Source organism: Pseudomonas sp. B6(2017) (assembly GCF_002112765.1).
In the GTDB taxonomy this organism is placed as follows: domain Bacteria; phylum Pseudomonadota; class Gammaproteobacteria; order Pseudomonadales; family Pseudomonadaceae; genus Aquipseudomonas; species Aquipseudomonas piscis.
In genome coordinates, this window is the sequence record NZ_NEIQ01000002.1 from 213,848 (window position 1) to 232,625 (window position 18,778).

An 18,778-nucleotide genomic window follows, 5' to 3' on the forward strand; every position below is an offset into this window, starting at 1 on the left:
ACCCACAAGGTACCGGGCCCCGGGCCTACCTCCCAAGGGCCCGAGATAACCAATAAAAACCTTTGCGGATATCGGCCGAGGGGATCACCCCAGGCGGGTTTTAAAGGAATAACCTGATGGCTTTTTCTCTGTCACGTTTGTGCCTCCTGGGCGCTGCGTTGCTCTGCGTACATTCTGCCCACGGTAGCGAGCCTGCTCCGGCAGCTACCCCCACCCCCGATGCCGAAACGATCCAGCGTGGCCAGTATGTGGCCCAGCTTGGCGACTGCATCGCCTGCCATACCGCTCGTGGCGGCGCGGTCATGGCCGGCGGCCTGGAGCTGAAGACGCCCATGGGCACCATCTACTCCAGCAACATCACCCCGGACAAGACCACCGGCATCGGCAACTACAGCTTCGAAGAGTTCGACCGCGTGATGCGCGAAGGCGTGACCCCTGATGGCAGCCATTTGTACCCGGCCATGCCGTACCCGTCCTACGCGAAGATGACCGAAGAGGACATGCGAGCGCTCTTTGCCTACCTGATCAATGGCGTGGAGCCGGTGGCCCAGGGCAACCTGGAAGCCGACATGGGCTTCCCCTTCAACCAGCGCTGGGGCCTGTGGTTCTGGAACTTCGCCTTCGTCGACAAACAGCCCTTCAAGCCCGATCCCCAGCGTGACGAACAGCTCAACCGTGGCGCCTACCTGGTCCAGGGCCTGGGCCATTGCGGTTCCTGCCACACCCCACGGGGCATCGCCTTCCAGGAGAAGGCCATGAGCGACACCGAATCCGGTGGCCAGCATTACCTGGCCGGGGAGACGGTAGAAGAGTGGCGTGCCCTGAGCCTGCGCAACCTGTGGACCGTGGAAGACACCGTGCAACTGCTCAAGACCGGGCAGAACCGCTTCGCCACGGTCTCGGGCAACATGGCCGATGTGATCCACCACAGTACCCAGCACTTCACCGATGCCGACCTGACCGCCATCGCGGCCTATCTCAAGTCGTTGCCGGCAGGCAAGGACGACCTGCCGATGCCGTCCGAGGTCCAGGCCCCGGCAGCACCGCCGAGCAACCTGTTCACCTCTCGTGGTGGCCTGGGTTATGCGCAGTTCTGCTCCGACTGCCACCGCCAGGATGGTGCCGGCGTACCGCAGATGTTCCCGTCCCTGGCGGGCAACCCCAGCGTGGCGTCGAGCAACCCGACTTCCCTGCTGCACATCACCCTGACCGGCTGGAAGACCGCCCAGACCGCGGCCCATCCACGGGTCTACACCATGCCGGGTTTCGCCCAGCTGGCCGATGAGGAAATCGCCGAGATCCTGACCTTCGTCCGCAGCAGCTGGGGCAACCAGGGCTCGGCCATCGACGCCAACCAGGTCAAGAAAATGCGTGCCCAACTGAGCCCGCAAGTGGAGAGTACGCCGTTCGAAACCCCACGCCTGGCCAACTTGCTGGCCGCGCCGAACGCCGAGCAACTGGTGCGCGGCATGCGCCTGCACCTGGAGACCAAGGCCCTGCTGCCGGACAACGTCGGCAACTCGCTGAATTGCACCAGCTGCCACCTCAACGCCGGTACCGTGGCCGATGGTTCGCCTTTTGTCGGTGTCTCGGCATTCTTCCCCGGCTACGCGCCACGGGCAGGCAAGACCATTACCCTGGAAGAGCGCATCAACGGTTGCTTCCGCCGCTCCATGCACGGCAAGCCGCTGCCGGTGGCTGGCCCGGACATGCAAGCCATGGTGGCCTACTTCGAGTGGATGAAGATGAATACCCGTCCCGAGGACAAGGTGGCCGGGCGTGGCGTGGGCAAGATCGATCCCGCCCTCAAGCCCAACGCCGAGAACGGCAAGCAGGTATACGCCAAGCAGTGCGCGGTGTGCCATGGCGCTGATGGCGAAGGCCTGAAGCGTGCCGACGGCAGCCTGATCTTCCCGCCGCTGTGGGGCGACGAGTCGTTCAACATCGGCGCCGGCATGGCCCGTACCTACACCGCCGCGGCCTTCGTCAAGCGCAACATGCCGATCGGCTTCCACGAGAAATTCCCCCTGGGCCAGGGTGGCCTCTCGGATCAGGAAGCCCTGGACGTGGCCGAGTACTTCTCCCATCAACCGCGTCCGGACTTCCCGGACAAGGTCAAGGATTGGCCCAATGGTGGCCGGCCGGCGGACGCTCGCTACTGACCCTGACCATGGCGGCTGCTTCGGTAGCCGCCATGCTCGGTTTGAGCAGCCCGTAGCCGCTGTTTTCGAGCGGCGAAAAACCTGTGGCAGGCCAATCGCGCCGAGTTAAGATCGCCATCCTTTCGCGGCCACCGTTGGCTGCTCCTGCCAAGGATGAAGCATGCGATTTCCTTCTGTGGTGTTGCTCGGCCTGACCCTGGGCCTGGGCGGTTGCACTTTCGTCTCGACCCTCAAGGCCACTACCGTCAGTTATCGCGTTCCGGCGGATGCCGGTGACACTGCATTGATCCGCATCGTTTCCCAGGGCTCGGTCCGTGGCGTGCCATACAGCGATTGCATCGACTGGCGCAAACCGGGCTCGGGCGTGATGGTCAAGCCGCATCGGGGCATTGCCCATCCCAAGTTCCGCAGCCTGGGCATTCCCATGAGCGCCGAGACCGACCGTATGCGGCGCCAGGAAGGGTTTGGCGCCAACGAGCTCAAGCTCCCGGCCAATCGTCCCTTCGCCCTGATGTTCTACAACAGCGAACCCGGGCAGCTGGAGAATTTCCGCGCCGTCTGTGAGCAGAGCGTGAGCTTCGTGCCTGAGGCTGGCGCGACCTACCAGCTGGTGTTCCTCCAGGACCAGCAATGCACCGCGCTGCTGCGCAAGATCGATGAGCACGGGCAGATGCAAGCCGAGCCTGTGGGGCTGCACTCCAGCGACTACTGCAGCCCCGATGCTCGGATCAGAGATCGCTGACAGGGGGTTTAGCCAGGGTAGTGCTGGCAGATTTCCTTCCAGATATAGCCACCGCTGTAGCGGATCCAGCGGATATACAGATGGTCGACAAAGGCTTGCCAGCGGCTGTTGCGGCGTCGCTGCAGGCTTTCTTCGATATCCGCCAGCAGCGAGGTGCGCTCGAAACCCGTCCAGATTTCCGGGATCACCGCCATCAGGTTGACGTAGCACACCGGCGCCACCTCGCAGTAGAGGATGCGCTCGATCTCGGCCCGCTCGTAGGCCTGGGTCTGCCGGGCGATGTAGGCATAGTCCACCTGGTTGTCGACGAAGGCATCCGACAGCACATAGCGGATCTCGTCCAACTGTTCCCGGGTGATGGGGTTGCTAGGCATGGTCGAATGAACTCAGGAGCGCTGGTAGGGCAAGCCGAACGGTACCCCGTTCAGGGTGTGGGTACAGCAAGGGCAGTCGGGGCTCATGTGCGCTGCGCGCAGTTGCGGATCGACCATTTGCAACAACCCCTGGGCATCGACGTACAAGCCGCTGAAGAAACTGAAGTGGCCGATGCGCACGTAGTCCTCGCGTTCATGCTCATGCCGGGCTACCAGCCAGAACACCGGCTCCTCACGATCCAGGCGGCTCTTGGCCTCACTGAACACCGAATCCCAGGGTTCGCCCACCCGGCTGAGCAGGAAGCGGAACAGCGGCGTGTAGTCCAGTCCCAGGCGCAGCCCGGAATGCATGCTGCCGCGCTGCTGCTCTTCGTTGGCGGCCAGGGCCTTGCTGTGGCGCTGCCGGGCATAGGCCGGATGGATCTTGTGGTGCACGCCGTGGGTCCGCGTGTTGACCTTGCGATACAGCGGTTGTTTTTCCATCGGGCGGGTCCTTCCTGGTTGCCGGCGAATGGCGATTCTATCTTGGTGCGATCATCCGCGTCGGCTCGCGGCCGTTGGCATTGTGCTGGTAGATGGCCGCTGGCTGGCCCTGGTCGTCGAAGAACACCTGGCCCAGCCCGGAAGAGTTCCACAGCCGTTCACCGGCCTTGGCATGCTCGGGCACATGGGGGATGACCTTCATGCGCCGGCGCCTGGTGAACCAGTTCAACGGCGAGCGGGGCGAGTAGAGCCAGCGGTTGAGGCGGTCGAACCAGTCCAGCAGGGTTGCGGGAAATTCATTTTTGATGCCGCTGCTGGTGACCTGCCAGATTCGCGGGCCGCCCTGGCGGTGGCGGATCAGCACTTCGTAGACGAAGGAGTAGTGCACGTCGCCGGAGAGGATCACGTAGCTGCCCGGGGTGCGTGAGTGGCGGAAGATATTGAGGATCACCTGCGCCGAACCGCGATGGGCCATCCAGTTTTCCGCGTCCACCAGCAGCGGGTAGCCACACCAGCTGAAGACCTTCTGCACGGTTTCGATCAGCTTGACGCCGAAGATCGGCGCCGGCGAGACGATGATCGCCGAAGGGTGGTCCAGCAGTTCGTGCTGCAGTTCGCTCAAGGCTTCCCAGTCCAGCAGGCCCGAAGGCTGGCCCAGGCTGAACTCGCTGCGCCAGCGCCGGGTGCGCGTGTCCAGCACCACCAGGGCCGGGGTGCTGGGCAGTACGTATTGCCACTGGGCAAAGCGCAGCAGTTGCTCGAGCAACGAGTCGTGCAGTCGTCGGTCCAGTCGCCGGTTGCCTCGCGCGCTGGCGCTCAGGGCCTGGGTCTGCTCCAGCAATGCCGGAAAGGCGTCGGGGTCGTTGCCCCAGCCCTGGCACAGCATGTAGGCCAGCAGGGCATTGCCGATGATGCGTTTGGAGAAGGGATGGCCGTAGGCGGTTTCTTCCCATTGGGCGCTGAGGTTCCAGTCGTCGGTGATGTCGTGGTCGTCGAAGATCATCAGGCACGACAGGTGGGCGAAGACCCGCGCCGCGCCGTCCAGGCCAGCGACGAAGGCCTCGATATGCCGTTGCTCCCTGGCATAGCGCGCCTGGTGCTGCGGGCTCAGTTGCGGCATCTGGGGCGCGATCAGGCTCCAGGGCACCGGCGACCAGGCCAGCAGGTACATGGCCAGCACCTCGGCGAAGGTCACCAGGTGATTGTCGGCGCTGCTGCTGGTGAAGATCGGCTTCTTCACTCCGCCGAAGAACCGCTCGCGCAGGGTCTCGTTGCTCTTGAGCGCGGGGAGCAACTCGGCTCGCTGGTAGTAGCTGGCGTGGTGGCAGTAGAGCGCCTGGCTGTCGTCCACCACGGCGCCTTCGAGCTGTTCGTCGAACAGGCCCAGGCGTTCGATCAGGGCATGGATGGCCCGCAGCATGGGGCCAGCCACATCGTCGGCGTAGATCTGGTCGCCGCTCATCAGCAGCAATGCGGGGCGGTCTTGGGTCGCCGGTTTTTGCGCCAGCAGGCGGTCGGCGCATAGCAGGCCGTCGGGGGCCGGGTGATGGGGTTTGCGGCAGGAACCGTGGAGCAGGTTGTCGATGCGGCTATGCAGTACGAATTCGGCCCGCTGCGCATCGCCATAGAGCAAGTGGGGCGCCCAAGCGGCCATGCCCAGGAGGCCGTGCTGTGCATCGCTGATCAGCAGGTCATAGGCGATCGGCAGATCCTCGGACAGGGTCGCGTCCAGGCTCACGTCGATCAGGTGGATGTAGGCATCGCGGCCCACGGCGATGACCTGGCACTGGTGTTCATCCAGGGCCAGTTCCTGCATGGCCGCACCTTCGGCCTGCAGTTGCAGGGTCAGGGACAAAGGCTGCGAGCCCACCAGCCACAACACCAGCCGGCTCGGTTCCAGGCGGCGCAACAGCGGGCCGGCGAGTACGGGAGGGAGAGCACCAGAGTCGGAAGAGGGCATGTGCCAGAAGTAGCCTTGTCAAAAAAGTGCTCGGGATACTACCGTAGTCTTTGTCAATAAAGCGTAATGTGAACTCCTGCGGCGAGTCACTGCTGGCAGCAGGGAAGGTACTTCAGAGTTTGTAGAGTTTTTTATCGGATTTTTTATAGGGAATTTATGGGCTTCAATATTCTTCTGCGAAATTCTAAACGTCTTAGCTACTTCAAAAGATATCTGCTCAGGATGCTCAAGTTTGAGGCTGTGAATGAAGTTGTTTTGTGTTCAGGTTATTTTCAGGAGGATTTATGGGGCTATTCGGTTCTTGATGATGATGTTTTGCAAGCCCTGAAGTCCAAGGCTGATAATGAAAAGTTTAAATTAAATTTTATTGCTGGGAAGTTTAAGGTCGATAAAAAAACTCAACAGGTTGATTCTGAAGATGTATGGTTTCCCTCTTATAAAAACTTTTTGAAGCGCTTGAATGCAGAAGGGGTGGGGTTTGAGGCCTATATTGCCAAAGACAAGAATTGGCATGCCAAGGTGGCCCTGTTTCTCATCAATGGTGTTCCCATTGCAGGCATCGTTGGTAGTTCGAATATGACCAGGCCGGCAGTGAGTGAAACAGGTGATTTGTTCAACTTTGAGTGTGATGTTGTTATCTGGGTGGGCAAGTACCAGTTGAATAAGGTTTTTGGTGGGCTGGCTGATCCTGTTCCAGATGATCCCTTTTCGCCAATTATTGCGCAGGTCAATCCTCGCTATCCCCAGCCCAAGGAAGATGAGCGGCTAATGGCAATTTATAATGAAGTCATGAAACTGGAAGATCTTGAAAGCTTCGATCAGTGGAAAGACTAAGTAATCCTCCTCTTGGGACCGGCCGCTTATGAAACGGGACGCCAACAAGTAGCCGGTACTCAAGAGCGAAACATGCCGCTCATTGACTGGCCGTGGCCATCATCACCCCGAAGCCCAGGAAGGTGATCCCCGACAGTCTGCCGGCGATCCGTGCCCCGCGCCGGCTGGACAGCCAGCCCCGGGCACTGTTGGCCAGCCCGGCGTAGGCGCTGTGCACCGCCACCACCAGCAGGCCGTAGCTGGTCACCAGCAACAGGAACTGGCCCAGATAGCTGCCCTCGGAGTGGATGAACTGTGGGAACACCGCGAGGAAGAAGAACCCGGCCTTGGGGTTGAGCAACTGGATCGACAGAGCCTCGACGAAGCGCCGCCACGGGCGCGAGGCGCTGGCCTGGAGTTGCGCAATGAAGCGCTGGGTGCGCCACATCTTGATACCCAGGTACAGCAAGTACAGGGCGCCTAGGTACTTGAACAGGGTGAACGCGGTAGTCGAGGCAGCCAGTACCAGGCCCAGGCTGCTGGCGCAGAGCCCGGCCACCACGAAGGCGCCCAGGGCAATGCCGAGGACGCCCGGCAAGGCGCCCGTCCAGCCATGGCGCAGGGCGTTGGACAGGGTCAGCACCACCCCGGGCCCGGGGCTGAGGATGGTCAGGGTAGCTAGCAGGAGGAACAGTCCGTAGCTCGCCATGGGGCACTCCGGGTTTGGATGATGGAAGAGCGCCGTGGCAATGGCCGGCGCCGTGGTGCAGGGTGAGCGCGAAGGCAAGCGCTGACAAACGCTTTAATTGCACCGCTGCTGTGCCTGAATCAGACACATGGGCGATTTGCAGGGCCGGTTCACTGGTCGCCGTGGCGCGCCGGCAGCTGCGGCAGGTTGAGCATGGCGTCTTGCTGGATCTGGGCCTGCATCCAGTCGATGAACACCTGGGCCTCGGGCGCGGCGTCGCAGGCCAAGGCGTAGTAATAGTGGGTCAGGGGCTGGCGCAACTCTGGCAACGGGCAGACCAGCCGGCCGCTGGCCAGGTCCTTGGCCAGTAGCGAGGCGGGGCACAGGCTCAAGCCGAGGCCGTCGACGCAGGCCTGGAGGACGAAGTGCATATGGTCAAAATGCAGGGTCGGCGGGTTGCGCAGCGGCTTGAGCCGGCAGTGCTCGAGCCATTTCGACCAATCGCCGAGCCGGGTGCGGCTGACCAGCAGGGTATGGCGTACCAGGTCCTTGGGGCTGTGCAAGGGAGTGCCTTGCAAGAGCGCGGGGGCGGCCACCACCAGGATTTCGTCGTCCAGCAGGGGTTGCGGTTGCAGCGCTGCCGCCCACCCCGAGTGCCCACGGCGAATCACCAGGTCGAAGGTTTCCCGGGCCGGGTCGGGGGGCAGGGTGCTGGTCACCACCTCCGGGTGGATCTGCGGGTACTGCGCCATGAACTGCGGCAGGCGCGGAATCAGCCAACGCACGGCGAAGGACGGTCGCACGTTGATGGTCACCTTGCGCAGCGCCGCGCCCTGGCGCAGGGTGGTGGCGGCCTGGGCGATCTGGGTCAGGGCCACGCTGACCTGTTCATAAAAAGCCTGTCCGGCCGGGGTGAGGACCGACTGGCGGATGCGGCGCTCGAACAGCAGCACGCCCAGGTGTTCTTCCAGCAACTTGATATGTCGGCTGATGGCACTGTGGCTCACGTGCAACTCATCCGCCGCGCGGCTGAAGCTTTCGTGGCGGGCGGCCGCGGCAAAGGCGCGGACCGCGTTCAGGGGGGGCAGGTCGCTGATCATGTGTCTAATTTAGTTACCTATACGGCGCAAATAAAGCGTTTGTCAGCGCAGGTCACGGGCGGCACGCTGCGTCGGGTTCACGATCTGCCGGTTTGCCTGACATGCCCGATACTTCGCTTCGCCGTACCGATCAAGACTCTGCCCGTTGCGCCAGCATCCTCGGCCTGTGCCTGCCTGGTGATGTCCTGCTGTACCTGTTGCTGCCCATGCAGCACGAAGCATTCGGCGTGACCCTGGCCGAGGCCGGCTTGCTGCTGGCTGCCAACCGCCTGGTGCGGATCTTCGGCTACGGCCAGGTGATGCGCTTCTATGCCCGGCACGGCGACCGCCCGGTGTGCGTGCTGGCCGCTGCGACCGCCGCGTTGTGCGCCCTGGGCTACGCCACGCTGTCGGGCTTCTGGTGGTTGTTGCTGCTGCGCCTGGGCTGGGGCCTGAGTTACGCCGCCCTCAACCTCTCGACCCAGGTCATGGCCACCGCCGAGCCCACGGGCGCCGCCCGCCGCACCGGCCGCTCCCGCGCGCTGATCGCCACCGGGCCGATGCTGGCCTTGCCCATCGGTGCACTGGTCAGCGTCGAATACGGCCCGCGGGTGATCTTCGGGCTCATGGCCCTGACCTCGCTGCTCGCCATGCTGCTGGCCTTCGGCCTGCCTGGCAGGCCTCACCCACTGGCGAATTCCGGCCGGCGCTTGCAACGTCCCGACAGCGTGGCGCTGTGGTCCTTCATCGAAGGCCTGGTGCTGGACGGGCTGTTCATCATTGGCTTGTCGTTGCAGGCCGAACAACTAATGGCCGGCAACGCGCTGCTGGTGGCGGGTGCGCTGTTGGCCCTGCGCTATATCTCGGAAATGCTCCTGAGTCCCTTGGGCGGCATCGCCGCGCAACGCTTTGGCGCGACGCGGATGCTGATCGTTTTTTCGCTGCTGACCTGCGCGGCCCTGGTGGGGTTCGGTTGCCACTGGCTGATCGTCGGCGGCGCCCTGGTATTGATACTGCGGGCCCTGCAACTGCCGCTGGTAGTAACGGTGGTGGCCCAGCGGCATCCGGGCGCGGGACGAGTGCGAGCCCTGGCGGCCAATGCGGTATGGCGGGATATCGGCGCCGGGCTCGGACCGCTGATCGCCGGCATGCTGCTGCCGGTGGCCTCCACGGTGTGGGTGTATTCGCTGGCGGCAGTGTGCCTGGCGCTGAGTGCGTTGGCGTGCCGGAAGTCCGATGCAAACCTCTGAATCTAAGCCGCAAGCTGCAAGCTGCAAGCGACAAGCTTTAATCTTGAAGCTTGTCGCTTGCAGCTGTCTTTACGCCTGTTTGTCGTCGCCGCGTTCGACGCTCTGGGGCTGGCCCTGTTCGATGACCCAGCGCAGCAGGTCGGTGACCGAGACTCGATGCTTGCGCTCCACCCATTCCATGCCTTGTGGGCTGTAGTGTTCGCTGTAGCGGGTCAGTACCAGGTGGTTCTGATCCTCGGACAGGCGCAGGCTGACCTCGCGACAATGCAAGCTGGCGTCGTCGAGCTTGGTCACCCGCTGCAGCAGCGTCAGGACCGGTTGGGTGAGGCAGGGTTCGGGCAGTTCTTCGCGGATGGCTGGGGCGGGCGCCGAGGTGTTCTTGATCAGGTGCATGGTCGGCTGTTCTCCAGTAGGGGGAGGCCGATGCTGGCAGCCGAACCTTGCGCAAAGATGTCTGCTTTATTGCAGCGTTGCAGGTTTGTTACCGGGTTGAAATATATGACGCGATGCGGCGAATGGTTTTAGATAACGCTCCTTTCCACTTGAAGTGATCCCCGCCGGTGAGCCGTCTCTTGATCGTGGACGACGACGTCGAAGTCCTCGCCCTGCTGAAGAAATTCTTTGTCCAACAGGGCTACGAGGTCGGCGTGGCCACCGATGGCGCCGGGTTGTGGGCGGCCATGGAGCGGCAGGTGCCGGACCTGATCATCCTCGACCTGATGCTCCCCGGCGACAACGGCCTGACCCTGTGCCAGCGCCTGCGGCTGCAACATGCCACGCCGGTGATCATGCTCACGGCCATGGGCGAGCTGAGCGACCGGGTAGTGGGCCTGGAGATGGGCGCCGACGATTACCTGGGCAAACCCTTCGATGCCCGCGAGCTGCTGGCGCGGGTGCGCGCGGTGTTGCGCCGCTCCGGCGAGAGCCGGCCGCTGGCCGGTGAGGTGCCACGGCCGTTGATCCGCTTCGCCGACTGGCAACTGGACCTGACCCGGCGCGAACTGCGTTCGCCGGACCAGGTGATGATCCCGCTGTCGGCGGGGGAGTTCGACTTGCTGCTGGTGTTCGTCGAGCATCCGCAGCGCATCCTCACCCGTGAGCAGTTGCTCGACCTGGCCCGGGGTCACGCCCATGATGCCTTCGACCGCAGCATCGATGTCCAGGTCAGCCGCCTGCGGCGCAAGCTGGAGTTCGATACCAAGCGCCCGGCGATGATCCGCACGGTGCGCAACGGCGGCTACCTGTTCACCCCCAGCGTGACCCGCCAGTGAAGGCGCTCAAGCCGCTATGGCGCTATCGGCTGCGCGATACGGTGGCGCGCTGGATCGCCCTGACCATCATCATGGCCATGCTCACGGCCCTGGCCTTCAATGCGTTGTTCGTGCAGTTGGCCGGCGTCTGGGCCTATCCGTCCCTGGAAGAGTCGGGAATCCTGGAGAGCTCTGCGTCTATCGTGCGCATGATCGAGGCCTCGGAACCGGGCCAGCGTGCGCGGCTGGCGGCAGCGGTCAGCCATGAGTATTCCAGCGTGGTCTGGCAGCCGACTCGCGAGGCTTTCAATCTGCCGGTCGTCGAGGACTCTGAGTACGTTGGAGAGGGCATTCGCCAGGCGCTGGAACCGCCTACGCGGCGCATGGAGGCCTACATGCCCAGCGACTGGCCGGGGCCCAATGGCCGCTACGCGTTACTGGTACAACTGACCGATCAATCCTGGCTGATGTTCTCCTCGACATCCCGCAGTTGGGGGCTGGATGAGAGCACCCGCAACTTGATCGTCATCGCCCTGGTGTTGGTGTCCACCGGCCTGGTGGCATGGATCGCCACCCGCCGCCTGGCCAGGCCGTTGCAGCAATTCGCCCAGGGCGCACGACGCTTTGCCCTGGATTTTCACGCGCCACCCATCGAGCCGGTGGGCCCCCACGAGATCCGCCAGGCGATCCTGGCGTTCAACGCCATGCAGGCGCAGTTGCAGCACTTCATCAAGGACCGTACGCAGATGCTCGCAGCCATTTCCCACGATCTGCGCACGCCCCTGACCCGCATGCGCCTGCGCGGCGAGTTCATCGAGGATGCCGACCAGCAGCAACGGCTGTTCCGCGACGTGGACGAGATGCAGGCCATGATCAACTCGGCGCTGGAATTCTTTCGCGACGATGCACGCCTGGAGCAGGCGACCCAGTTCGACCTGGCCGAGCTGCTGCAGACCCTGGTGGACGATTATCGCGACCAGGGCCTGGAGATCACCTTCAGCGGCCCATCGCGCCTGGTGTATGGCGGCAGGCCCCTGGGGCTCAAGCGGGTGATGACCAATCTGCTGGACAACGCCCTCAAGTACGGCGTCGAGCCGGCCATCGTGCTGGAGCAGGGGGTTGAGCAGGTGCGGGTGCGAGTTTTGGATCGTGGCCCGGGCATTGCGCCCGAGGCGTTGGAGCAGGTGTTCGAACCGTTCTTCCGCCTGGAGACGTCACGCAACAAGAGCACCGGCGGCGTTGGCCTGGGCCTGTCGGCGGCCCGGGCCATCGTGCGTGAGCATGGCGGCAGCTTGCGCCTGTTCAACCGCGATGGCGGCGGGCTCGAAGCTCGGGTGGAACTGCCGCTGTAACCCTTGTACCTGGGCGGTTCTTGTAGCCGCTGCCGAACCTGCGAGGCTGCTTACGGGCGCGTAGCGGCCGTTGTGGTTGAAGGCCCTGCGGGCCTTTTCGCAATCTCGCGTCGCTCGACAGCGGCGACAGGTGTCGCCGGTCAGGACCAGTCGAAGCAGAACAGCACCAGGCCTTCAACCGGCTCGTAGAACATCACGATCAGGTCGGCGCCGCGGATGCCGTAGTTGTAGGCCGGTACCCCCAGGACGTGCTGGAAGCGGCGGCCCGCGGGGCTCAGGGGCCAGACGTCGATGTCGCCGCTGTCATCCTCGGCTTCGACCACGTCCATGGGAAACTCCACGGTTTCCACCCAGTTGCCATAACCTTCGGCCACGCCACCGACTTCCTCGATGAAGTTGAGCTTCTGCCCGTTGTCCCGCGGCCAAGTCAGGTGCCCGAGTTCCTGGTAGCGCTGGCGGGCGGCCTGGTAGGCGGCGCGTTGCTCGGTGTAGTGCTGTTCCAGGTCGGCGCGGGCGTTGCGCTCGGGATCGGCCAGGTGGGCGTTGTCCGGGTGCAGGAAGAAGTAGCGCGGATCACCGCACAGGCGATAGCGCCCGTCCTCGATCTTGAAACCGATCCAGTTGGTCTTCAGCAAGTCGCTGCCAAAGCCTTGGCCTTCGGTGAACATGCCGACCAGGCCGCCACTGGGTTCGATGGGGTTGAGCAGGTGCAGGCGAGCGGACCATTCGGGGTTGATCAGGCTGGCATCGAAGGACAGCAGCGGCAGCAGGTGTTCGGCCAGCTCTTGCTGGTCGGCGACGAACAGGTCACGGGCTTCGGGGTAGGCCACGGCGCCAGCCGGCAGCTGGTTGAATTCCGGGGTCGGGATAGTGGGCATGGAACATCCTTGGTATCGGGCGATTAACGTGCGCAAGCCACTGCGCGATTCAGGAAGAACACATGGCAAGCGCTCGAGCAGGGCTGACGCTTGCCGGGTGAGCGGGTGCGACGCAGGTTCCGGGCGCTGGTGGCCGGAAACAGTCGGGTTGTCGCGAGTAGCCTGCCGCACACAAGGTTTGCGGGGCGGGCGAAACAGCGGGCGCCAGGGAGCGCGGGTATCGGAGGGCGTTGCTGGGCATCCATGTCCAAGTCCGGTCTGTGCAATACGCGGTCATTGCCGGGGCCGGCAATTTAACACCTGGCAAGGGCCCGGGCCAGGCGCACCGCGACACGGGTCCCGAGGCCCGTGTGCAGCGCGCGAGGATGACCTTAGAACGACAGTGCGGGGCCGGTGGTGTCGATGTCCGCCGCCAGCTGGCCGGGGCGCTCATCTTCTTCCAGCCCCCGCGAGGCGCGACCCACCAGCAGCGGATCGGGAGCGTGGGCGACCTTGGGGTCCTTGCCCGGGTAGTCCAGCTCGTGCAGGAAGTGGCGGATGCAGTTGATCCGGGCGCGTTTCTTGTCGTCGGACTTGATCACCGTCCACGGTGCGTCGGCGGTGTCGGTGTGGAAGAACATCGCCTGCTTGGCGCCGGTGTATTCGTCCCATTTGTCCAGGGACTTGATATCGATGGGCGAGAGTTTCCAGTGCTTGAGCGGGTCGTCGCGGCGCGAGATGAAGCGTCGCAGTTGCTCTTCGCGATTGACCGAGAACCAGAACTTGAACAGCAGGATGCCGCTGTTGCACAGCATGCGTTCCAGTTCTGGAGTCTGGCGCATGAACTCCAAGTATTGCAGGGGCGAGCAGAATTCCATGACCCGCTCGACGCCGGCGCGGTTGTACCAGGAGCGGTCGAAGAAGACCATTTCCCCTGCCGTCGGCAGGTGCTGGATGTAGCGCTGGAAGTACCACTGGCCCTTTTCCTGCTCGGAGGGTTTTTCCAGGGCGACGATCCGCGCGCCGCGAGGGTTCAGGTGCTCCATGAAGCGCTTGATGGTGCCGCCCTTGCCCGCGGCGTCGCGGCCTTCGAACAGCACCACGATGCGTTGCCCGGTTTCCTTGACCCAGTTTTGCACCTTGAGCAATTCGATCTGCAACTCGTGCTTGGCCTTCTCGTACTCGGCGCGGCGCATGCGGTTGCGATAGGGATAGTTGCCTGGCAGCTTGGCCGAGACGCTGTCTTCGTTGGAGCCACGAGGTGCGCTGGCGATCTGCAGGGCCATGGGGGTCTGTTCGAGATCGACCTCGATGGCCTTCACTGCCGCGGCCTTGGCGGGAGTGCTGCGCGGGCGGCGGGCGCGGGGTGTGGCGCTCTTGCGGGCCGGGGGCTTGGCGGGGCTGGTTGCGCTGGTCTTGGGCAGCACTTCAGGAAGGGGAAGTGCGCGGGAATCTTCACTCATGGCGGGGCCTGCGGATCTTGTTCAAAGGGGTAGCGACCAGTGTAGGGAGCGCAAAGCACCGCTCGTTGACTTCCATCAAGGTTGTGCTCGGGAGATGGCGCTAGGCGCTGGCGCAGCTGCGAAAGCAGTTCCTGCTGATACAGCGTTCGGGCGGGGAATCCAATGCAGGTACCGCCCCGTTCGGGGTGGTCTCTGGAATGTGCAAAAGATGCAGAATCATGGAGATCCGATCCCTTGTCTATTCATCCCGCCCCCGGCTGGCGTACCGGCTGTGGAGACTATTGCTGTTGTTGGGGCTGAGTACGGCGGCGCAATCGGCGCTGGCGTTCAACGTGGCCTTCGATGCCTGGTGTTCGACCCAGGCCGATCGCACCGCGGTGAGCAACGCGGTGGCGGTGGCCACTACCTGGTCCAATGATGCCTACAACCGGATCAACAACAACGAAGCGGTCTTTGGTCGTAACGGCGACCCGGTCTATCAGACATGGTCCGGCGTCTTCAGCCAGGATCGTTATCAGCGAGTGCGTGCGGTACTCGACGGAGTGCGCTTCAAGTTCAACAGTGGCAATACCCTGACGGCCCGTTGCCGGACCAACCCCGTCGATGCCTGCGACAGCGCAGATGTTATCGCGGCGACCTACGTCAATGCCCCGCGGGGACATCGAAGCCTGGTTCTGCACGGCGTTCTTCGCCTTGCCGCCACGGGGGGGCTTCGATACCCAGGCCGGTAGCGTGGTGCATGAGCTGACCCACTCGATCGGCCACACCGCCGATATCCCGGGTGGCTATGGACCGGTGGGCGCGCGTGATCTGGCGACCCATCACCCGGGCCGGGCAGTGGAAAACGCCGATAACTACGAATATTACGAGGAACAGATGCACGACTGACCTGGGCTGGTCGGGGAACGCGTCCACGCCTCGGGGCAAGCCCCGGGGCGTTTGGCGTTGGGAGGGGGTACAGCGAAGGTGTGCCTTGCCCGGGTGGGCAAGGCAGTTTGCAGCGTCAGACCTTGGCTGGGTTCTTCTTCTCCGGATCGATGCCGTACAGGGCGATGGCCTCGGCGACCTTTTCCCGTGGCAGGCTGCCTTCGTCGGCCAGGGCCTTGAGGGCGGCCACGGCGATGAAGTGACGGTCGACCTCGAAGAACCGACGCAGGGACTCACGGGTGTCCGACTGGCCGAAGCCGTCGGTGCCCAGGGCGACGAAACGGCGCTTGGGTACGAAGGGACGGATCTGGTCGGCGAAGATCTTCATGTAGTCGGTAGCGACCACCACCGGGCCTTCCTTGTCTTGCAGGCAGCTTTCCACATAGCTCACGCGAGGCTCTTGCTCGGGATGCAGCAGGTTCCAGCGCTCGGCTTCCTGGCCGTCGCGACGCAGCTCGGTCAGGCTGGTGACGCTCCAGACCTCGCTGCTGACGCCGAAGTCGGCTTCCAGCAGCTTCGCGGCGGCGTTGACTTCCTGCAGGATCGAGCCACAACCCATCAGCTGCACGTGCTTGCCCTTGTTCTGCTTGGCCGGGGCCGAGAAGCGGTACATGCCCTTGAGGATGCCTTGCTCGACGCCTTCGGGCATGTCCGGGTGGGCGTAGTTCTCGTTGAGCAGGGTGATGTAGTAGTAGATGTCCTCGTTCTCGACATACATGCGGCGCATGCCGTCCTGGATGATCACCGCCAGCTCGTAGGCATAGGTCGGATCATAGGAGACGCAGCACGGGATGGTGGACGACATCACGTGGCTGTGGCCGTCATCGTGCTGCAGGCCTTCGCCCATCAGCGTGGTGCGCCCGGAGGTGGCGCCGAGCAGGAAGCCACGGGCCCGGGCATCGCCGGCGGCCCAGGCCAGGTCGCCGACCCGCTGGAAGCCGAACATCGAGTAGAAGATGTAGAACGGGACGGTCATCACCCCGTGGTTGCTGTAGGAGGTACTGGCGGCGATCCACGACGAGATGGCCCCGGACTCGTTGAGTCCCTCCTGCATGATCTGGCCGTCCTTGCTCTCCTTGTAGTAGCTGAGCTGGCCGGCGTCCTGCGGGGTATACAACTGGCCCACGTGGGAGTGGATGCCGATCTGGCGGAACAGGCTTTCCATGCCGAAGGTACGGGACTCGTCCGGCACGATCGGTACCACCAGCTTGCCGATGTTCGGATCCTTGAGCAGGGTGCCGAGGATGCGCACGAAGGCCATGGTGGTGGAGATCGCCCGATCGCCGGTGCCCTTGAGCTGGGTCTCCAGGGCCGACAGCGGCGGGATCTGCAGGGACTGGGCATCGCTGAAGCGCGCCGGGATATGGCCGCCGAGCTTGCCGCGCACGGCCTTCAGGTAGTTGGCCTCGACGCTGTCCGGCGCTGGCTTGAGGTATGGCATGTCGCCCAGTTGCTCATCGCTGAGCTCCAGGCCGAAACGGTCGCGGAAGGCCTTGACCGCCTGGTCGCCCATCTTCTTGAGCTGGTGGTTGATGTTCTGGCCTTCGCCGGCCTCACCCATGCCGAAGCCCTTGACGGTCTTGGCCAGGATCACGGTCGGCCCGCCGGTGTGGCGCATGGCCGCGGCGTAGGCGTTGTAGACCTTCTCCGGATCGTGGCCGCCACGGGAGAGTTTCCAGATCTGCTCGTCGGTCATGTCGCTGACCAGTTCCAGCAGTTCGGGATACTTGCCGAAGAAGTGCTCGCGCACGTAAGCGCCGTTCTGCGACTTGTAGTTCTGGTAGTCGCCGTCCACGCATTCCATCATGCGCCGGCGCAGCAGGCCGCTCTTGTCCTTGTCCAGCAGGGCATCCCAGCCGCTGCCCCAGATCACCTTGATCACGTTCCAGCCAGCGGCGCGATACAGGCTTTCGAATTCCTGGACCACCTTGCTGTTGCCGCGTACCGGACCGTCTAGGCGCTGCAGGTTGCAGTTGACCACGAAGATGATGTTGTCGAGTTTTTCCCGACCGGCCAGGGAGATCGCCGCCAGGGATTCGGGCTGGTCCATCTCGCCATCGCCCAGGAACGCCCAGACCTTGCGGCCCTGGTGTTCCTTGAGGCCACGGTTCTCCAGGTAACGCATGAAGCGTGCCTGGTAGGCGGCGGTGATCGGACCCAGGCCCATGGAAACGGTGGGGAACTGCCAGAAGTCGGGCATCAGCCGTGGATGAGGGTAGGAGGACACGCCATCGCGGTCGGTTTCGCGGCGGAAGTTGTCCAGTTGCTCTTCGCTCAGGCGGCCCTCGAGGAAGGCGCGGCCGTAGATGCCTGGCGAGGAGTGGCCCTGGATGTAGACCATGTCACCGGCGAACTGCTCGGTGCGGCCACGGAAGAAGTGGTCGAAACCTACGTCGTAGAGCACTGCCGCCGAGGCATAGGAGGCAATGTGCCCGCCGACGTTGGAGTGCTTGCCGGCGCGTAGCACCATGGCCAGGGCGTTCCAGCGGATGTAGGCGTTGATCCGCTTTTCTACGGCGAGGTCGCCTGGGTAGGGCTGTTGGCGGCTGACCGGGATGGTGTTGACGTAGGGCGTGGTCACGCGCCCGTAGAAGTCGCCATGTTGGGCAACGTCGAAATCCAGCAGTTGGTCGATCAGGTAATGCGCCCGAGGGCGGCCTTCGACATTAAGAACCGATTCAATGGATTCGAGCCATTCACGAGTCTCTTGTGGATCCTCGTCGAGAAACACTGATTGTTGTGCCATCGTCGTCTCCTGGGCAGTACTGCGGGGAACACCGAGTCGTTCGGTGCCATAGCGAGGGGCATCGGCGGTTGCCGATATTGTTCAGAATCCAGATGATTGCAATTGCAATTATTCTCGGGAATTTATCGTGCACCGCGTTACAATTGCAACTAAATCGATTCTTGAAAAAAGGTGATGCATGTCTTCCAGCGAGCCGGATACCTGGTTCAGATTCGTCAGGGCCCACCGCTGCCTGATTCGCGAAATCGAACGCCGCCTGGCTGCCGCCGGGCTTCCGGCCTATGCCTGGTACGACGCCTTGTGGGGGCTGGAAAGCGGCCCTGGTGGTACCCGGCGAATGAACGAGCTGGCCGATGTCATGGCGATCGAACGCTACAACCTGACACGCTTGATCGACCGCCTGGAGGCCGAAGGCCTGGTCGAGCGCAGCCGGGCCAGCGAGGACGGCCGTGGTGCCTGCGCCTCGATCACCGAGGCCGGCAAGGTGTTGCGCAAAAAGATGTGGCGAATCTACGAAGATGCGGTCGCCGAGTTGTTCCTGGCGCAGTTCGATGAACAGCAACAGCGCTTTTTCAGTGATGCCCTGGAGCGTGCGGCCAGCGCCGCGCGCAGGAGTGGGCGAGAGGCCTAGG

At 63.5% G+C, this 18,778-nt stretch carries 18 protein-coding genes; 9 read left to right on the top strand and 9 right to left on the bottom strand.

Annotated elements, in window-relative coordinates:
- Window positions 1–116 precede the first annotated feature (116 nt).
- Window positions 117–2,162, top strand: coding sequence for a c-type cytochrome (locus tag CAG11_RS04295; RefSeq protein WP_085594953.1), 2,046 nt, complete (start codon window positions 117–119; stop codon window positions 2,160–2,162).
- A 160-nt stretch (window positions 2,163–2,322) separates the two neighbouring features.
- Window positions 2,323–2,904 (top strand): hypothetical protein, encoded by a 582-nt coding sequence (locus CAG11_RS04300; RefSeq protein ID WP_085594955.1) that lies wholly within the window; start codon window positions 2,323–2,325, stop codon window positions 2,902–2,904.
- Window positions 2,905–2,912: 8 nt separating this feature from the next.
- On the opposite strand, the gene CAG11_RS04305 is transcribed toward CAG11_RS04300, so the two are convergent.
- The 3 genes from CAG11_RS04305 to CAG11_RS04315 are packed head-to-tail and all read right to left on the bottom strand — an operon-like array spanning window position 2,913 to window position 5,721.
- Window positions 2,913–3,278, bottom strand: coding sequence for a hypothetical protein (locus CAG11_RS04305; protein WP_085594957.1), 366 nt, complete (start codon window positions 3,276–3,278; stop codon window positions 2,913–2,915).
- A 12-nt stretch (window positions 3,279–3,290) separates the two neighbouring features.
- The gene (locus CAG11_RS04310; RefSeq protein ID WP_085594959.1) at window positions 3,291–3,761 is read right to left on the bottom strand and encodes a hypothetical protein; all 471 of its coding nucleotides are present in this window, start codon (window positions 3,759–3,761) and stop codon (window positions 3,291–3,293) included.
- Between the two features lie 37 nt (window positions 3,762–3,798).
- Window positions 3,799–5,721 carry an alkaline phosphatase D family protein gene (locus tag CAG11_RS04315; protein WP_085594961.1) on the bottom strand — a complete coding sequence of 641 codons (1,923 nt, stop codon included), beginning with the start codon at window positions 5,719–5,721 and terminating at the stop codon, window positions 3,799–3,801.
- A 222-nt stretch (window positions 5,722–5,943) separates the two neighbouring features.
- On the opposite strand from CAG11_RS04315, the gene CAG11_RS04320 reads away from it, so the two are divergent.
- The gene (locus tag CAG11_RS04320) at window positions 5,944–6,555 is read left to right on the top strand and encodes a phospholipase D-like domain-containing protein (protein ID WP_085594963.1); all 612 of its coding nucleotides are present in this window, start codon (window positions 5,944–5,946) and stop codon (window positions 6,553–6,555) included.
- A gap of 79 nt (window positions 6,556–6,634) precedes the next feature.
- Here CAG11_RS04320 and CAG11_RS04325 read toward each other — a convergent pair whose 3' ends face one another.
- Both CAG11_RS04325 and gcvA read right to left on the bottom strand, forming a co-directional pair.
- The gene (locus tag CAG11_RS04325) at window positions 6,635–7,243 is read right to left on the bottom strand and encodes a LysE family translocator (protein WP_085594965.1); all 609 of its coding nucleotides are present in this window, start codon (window positions 7,241–7,243) and stop codon (window positions 6,635–6,637) included.
- 149 nt (window positions 7,244–7,392) lie between these two features.
- Window positions 7,393–8,322: a transcriptional regulator GcvA gene (gene gcvA, locus CAG11_RS04330; protein ID WP_085594967.1), complete on the bottom strand. Its 930-nt coding sequence runs from the start codon at window positions 8,320–8,322 to the stop codon at window positions 7,393–7,395.
- Between the two features lie 101 nt (window positions 8,323–8,423).
- On the opposite strand from gcvA, the gene CAG11_RS04335 reads away from it, so the two are divergent.
- On the top strand, window positions 8,424–9,551 hold the full coding sequence (locus CAG11_RS04335) for an MFS transporter (RefSeq protein WP_085594969.1): 1,128 nt from the start codon (window positions 8,424–8,426) through the stop codon (window positions 9,549–9,551).
- A 69-nt stretch (window positions 9,552–9,620) separates the two neighbouring features.
- Here the strand turns inward: CAG11_RS04335 and CAG11_RS04340 are convergent, their stop codons facing one another.
- On the bottom strand, window positions 9,621–9,944 hold the full coding sequence (locus tag CAG11_RS04340; RefSeq protein ID WP_085594971.1) for a hypothetical protein: 324 nt from the start codon (window positions 9,942–9,944) through the stop codon (window positions 9,621–9,623).
- Between the two features lie 167 nt (window positions 9,945–10,111).
- Here CAG11_RS04340 and CAG11_RS04345 point away from each other — a divergent pair, with 167 nt between their 5' ends.
- Both CAG11_RS04345 and CAG11_RS04350 read left to right on the top strand, forming a co-directional pair.
- Window positions 10,112–10,822 (top strand): response regulator, encoded by a 711-nt coding sequence (locus CAG11_RS04345; RefSeq protein ID WP_085594973.1) that lies wholly within the window; start codon window positions 10,112–10,114, stop codon window positions 10,820–10,822.
- Complete coding sequence (locus CAG11_RS04350; RefSeq protein WP_085594975.1) at window positions 10,819–12,153, top strand: ATP-binding protein; 1,335 nt, start codon at window positions 10,819–10,821, stop codon at window positions 12,151–12,153. Before CAG11_RS04345 ends, CAG11_RS04350 begins: the two co-directional genes overlap by 4 nt.
- Window positions 12,154–12,293: 140 nt before the next feature.
- On the opposite strand, the gene CAG11_RS04355 is transcribed toward CAG11_RS04350, so the two are convergent.
- Both CAG11_RS04355 and ppk2 read right to left on the bottom strand, forming a co-directional pair.
- Complete coding sequence (locus tag CAG11_RS04355; protein ID WP_085594977.1) at window positions 12,294–13,031, bottom strand: hypothetical protein; 738 nt, start codon at window positions 13,029–13,031, stop codon at window positions 12,294–12,296.
- A 371-nt stretch (window positions 13,032–13,402) separates the two neighbouring features.
- Window positions 13,403–14,296, bottom strand: a complete 894-nt coding sequence (gene ppk2, locus CAG11_RS04360) for a polyphosphate kinase 2 (RefSeq protein ID WP_164485063.1) — start codon at window positions 14,294–14,296, stop codon at window positions 13,403–13,405.
- A 395-nt stretch (window positions 14,297–14,691) separates the two neighbouring features.
- On the opposite strand from ppk2, the gene CAG11_RS04365 reads away from it, so the two are divergent.
- Together CAG11_RS04365 and CAG11_RS33985 are read left to right on the top strand one after the other, a co-directional pair.
- Window positions 14,692–15,204: a hypothetical protein gene (locus CAG11_RS04365; protein ID WP_256578538.1), complete on the top strand. Its 513-nt coding sequence runs from the start codon at window positions 14,692–14,694 to the stop codon at window positions 15,202–15,204.
- A complete protein-coding gene (locus tag CAG11_RS33985) occupies window positions 15,167–15,361 on the top strand; it encodes a M35 family metallo-endopeptidase (protein WP_256578539.1) in 195 nt (64 codons plus the stop codon). The genes CAG11_RS04365 and CAG11_RS33985 overlap by 38 nt, the downstream gene beginning before the upstream one ends.
- 115 nt (window positions 15,362–15,476) lie before the next feature.
- Here the strand turns inward: CAG11_RS33985 and aceE are convergent, their stop codons facing one another.
- Window positions 15,477–18,146: a pyruvate dehydrogenase (acetyl-transferring), homodimeric type gene (gene aceE, locus CAG11_RS04370; RefSeq protein WP_022639709.1), complete on the bottom strand. Its 2,670-nt coding sequence runs from the start codon at window positions 18,144–18,146 to the stop codon at window positions 15,477–15,479.
- 178 nt (window positions 18,147–18,324) lie between these two features.
- Between aceE and CAG11_RS04375 the strand changes: the two genes are divergently transcribed.
- Complete coding sequence (locus CAG11_RS04375) at window positions 18,325–18,777, top strand: MarR family winged helix-turn-helix transcriptional regulator (RefSeq protein ID WP_022639708.1); 453 nt, start codon at window positions 18,325–18,327, stop codon at window positions 18,775–18,777.
- Window position 18,778: the final 1 nt, after the last annotated feature.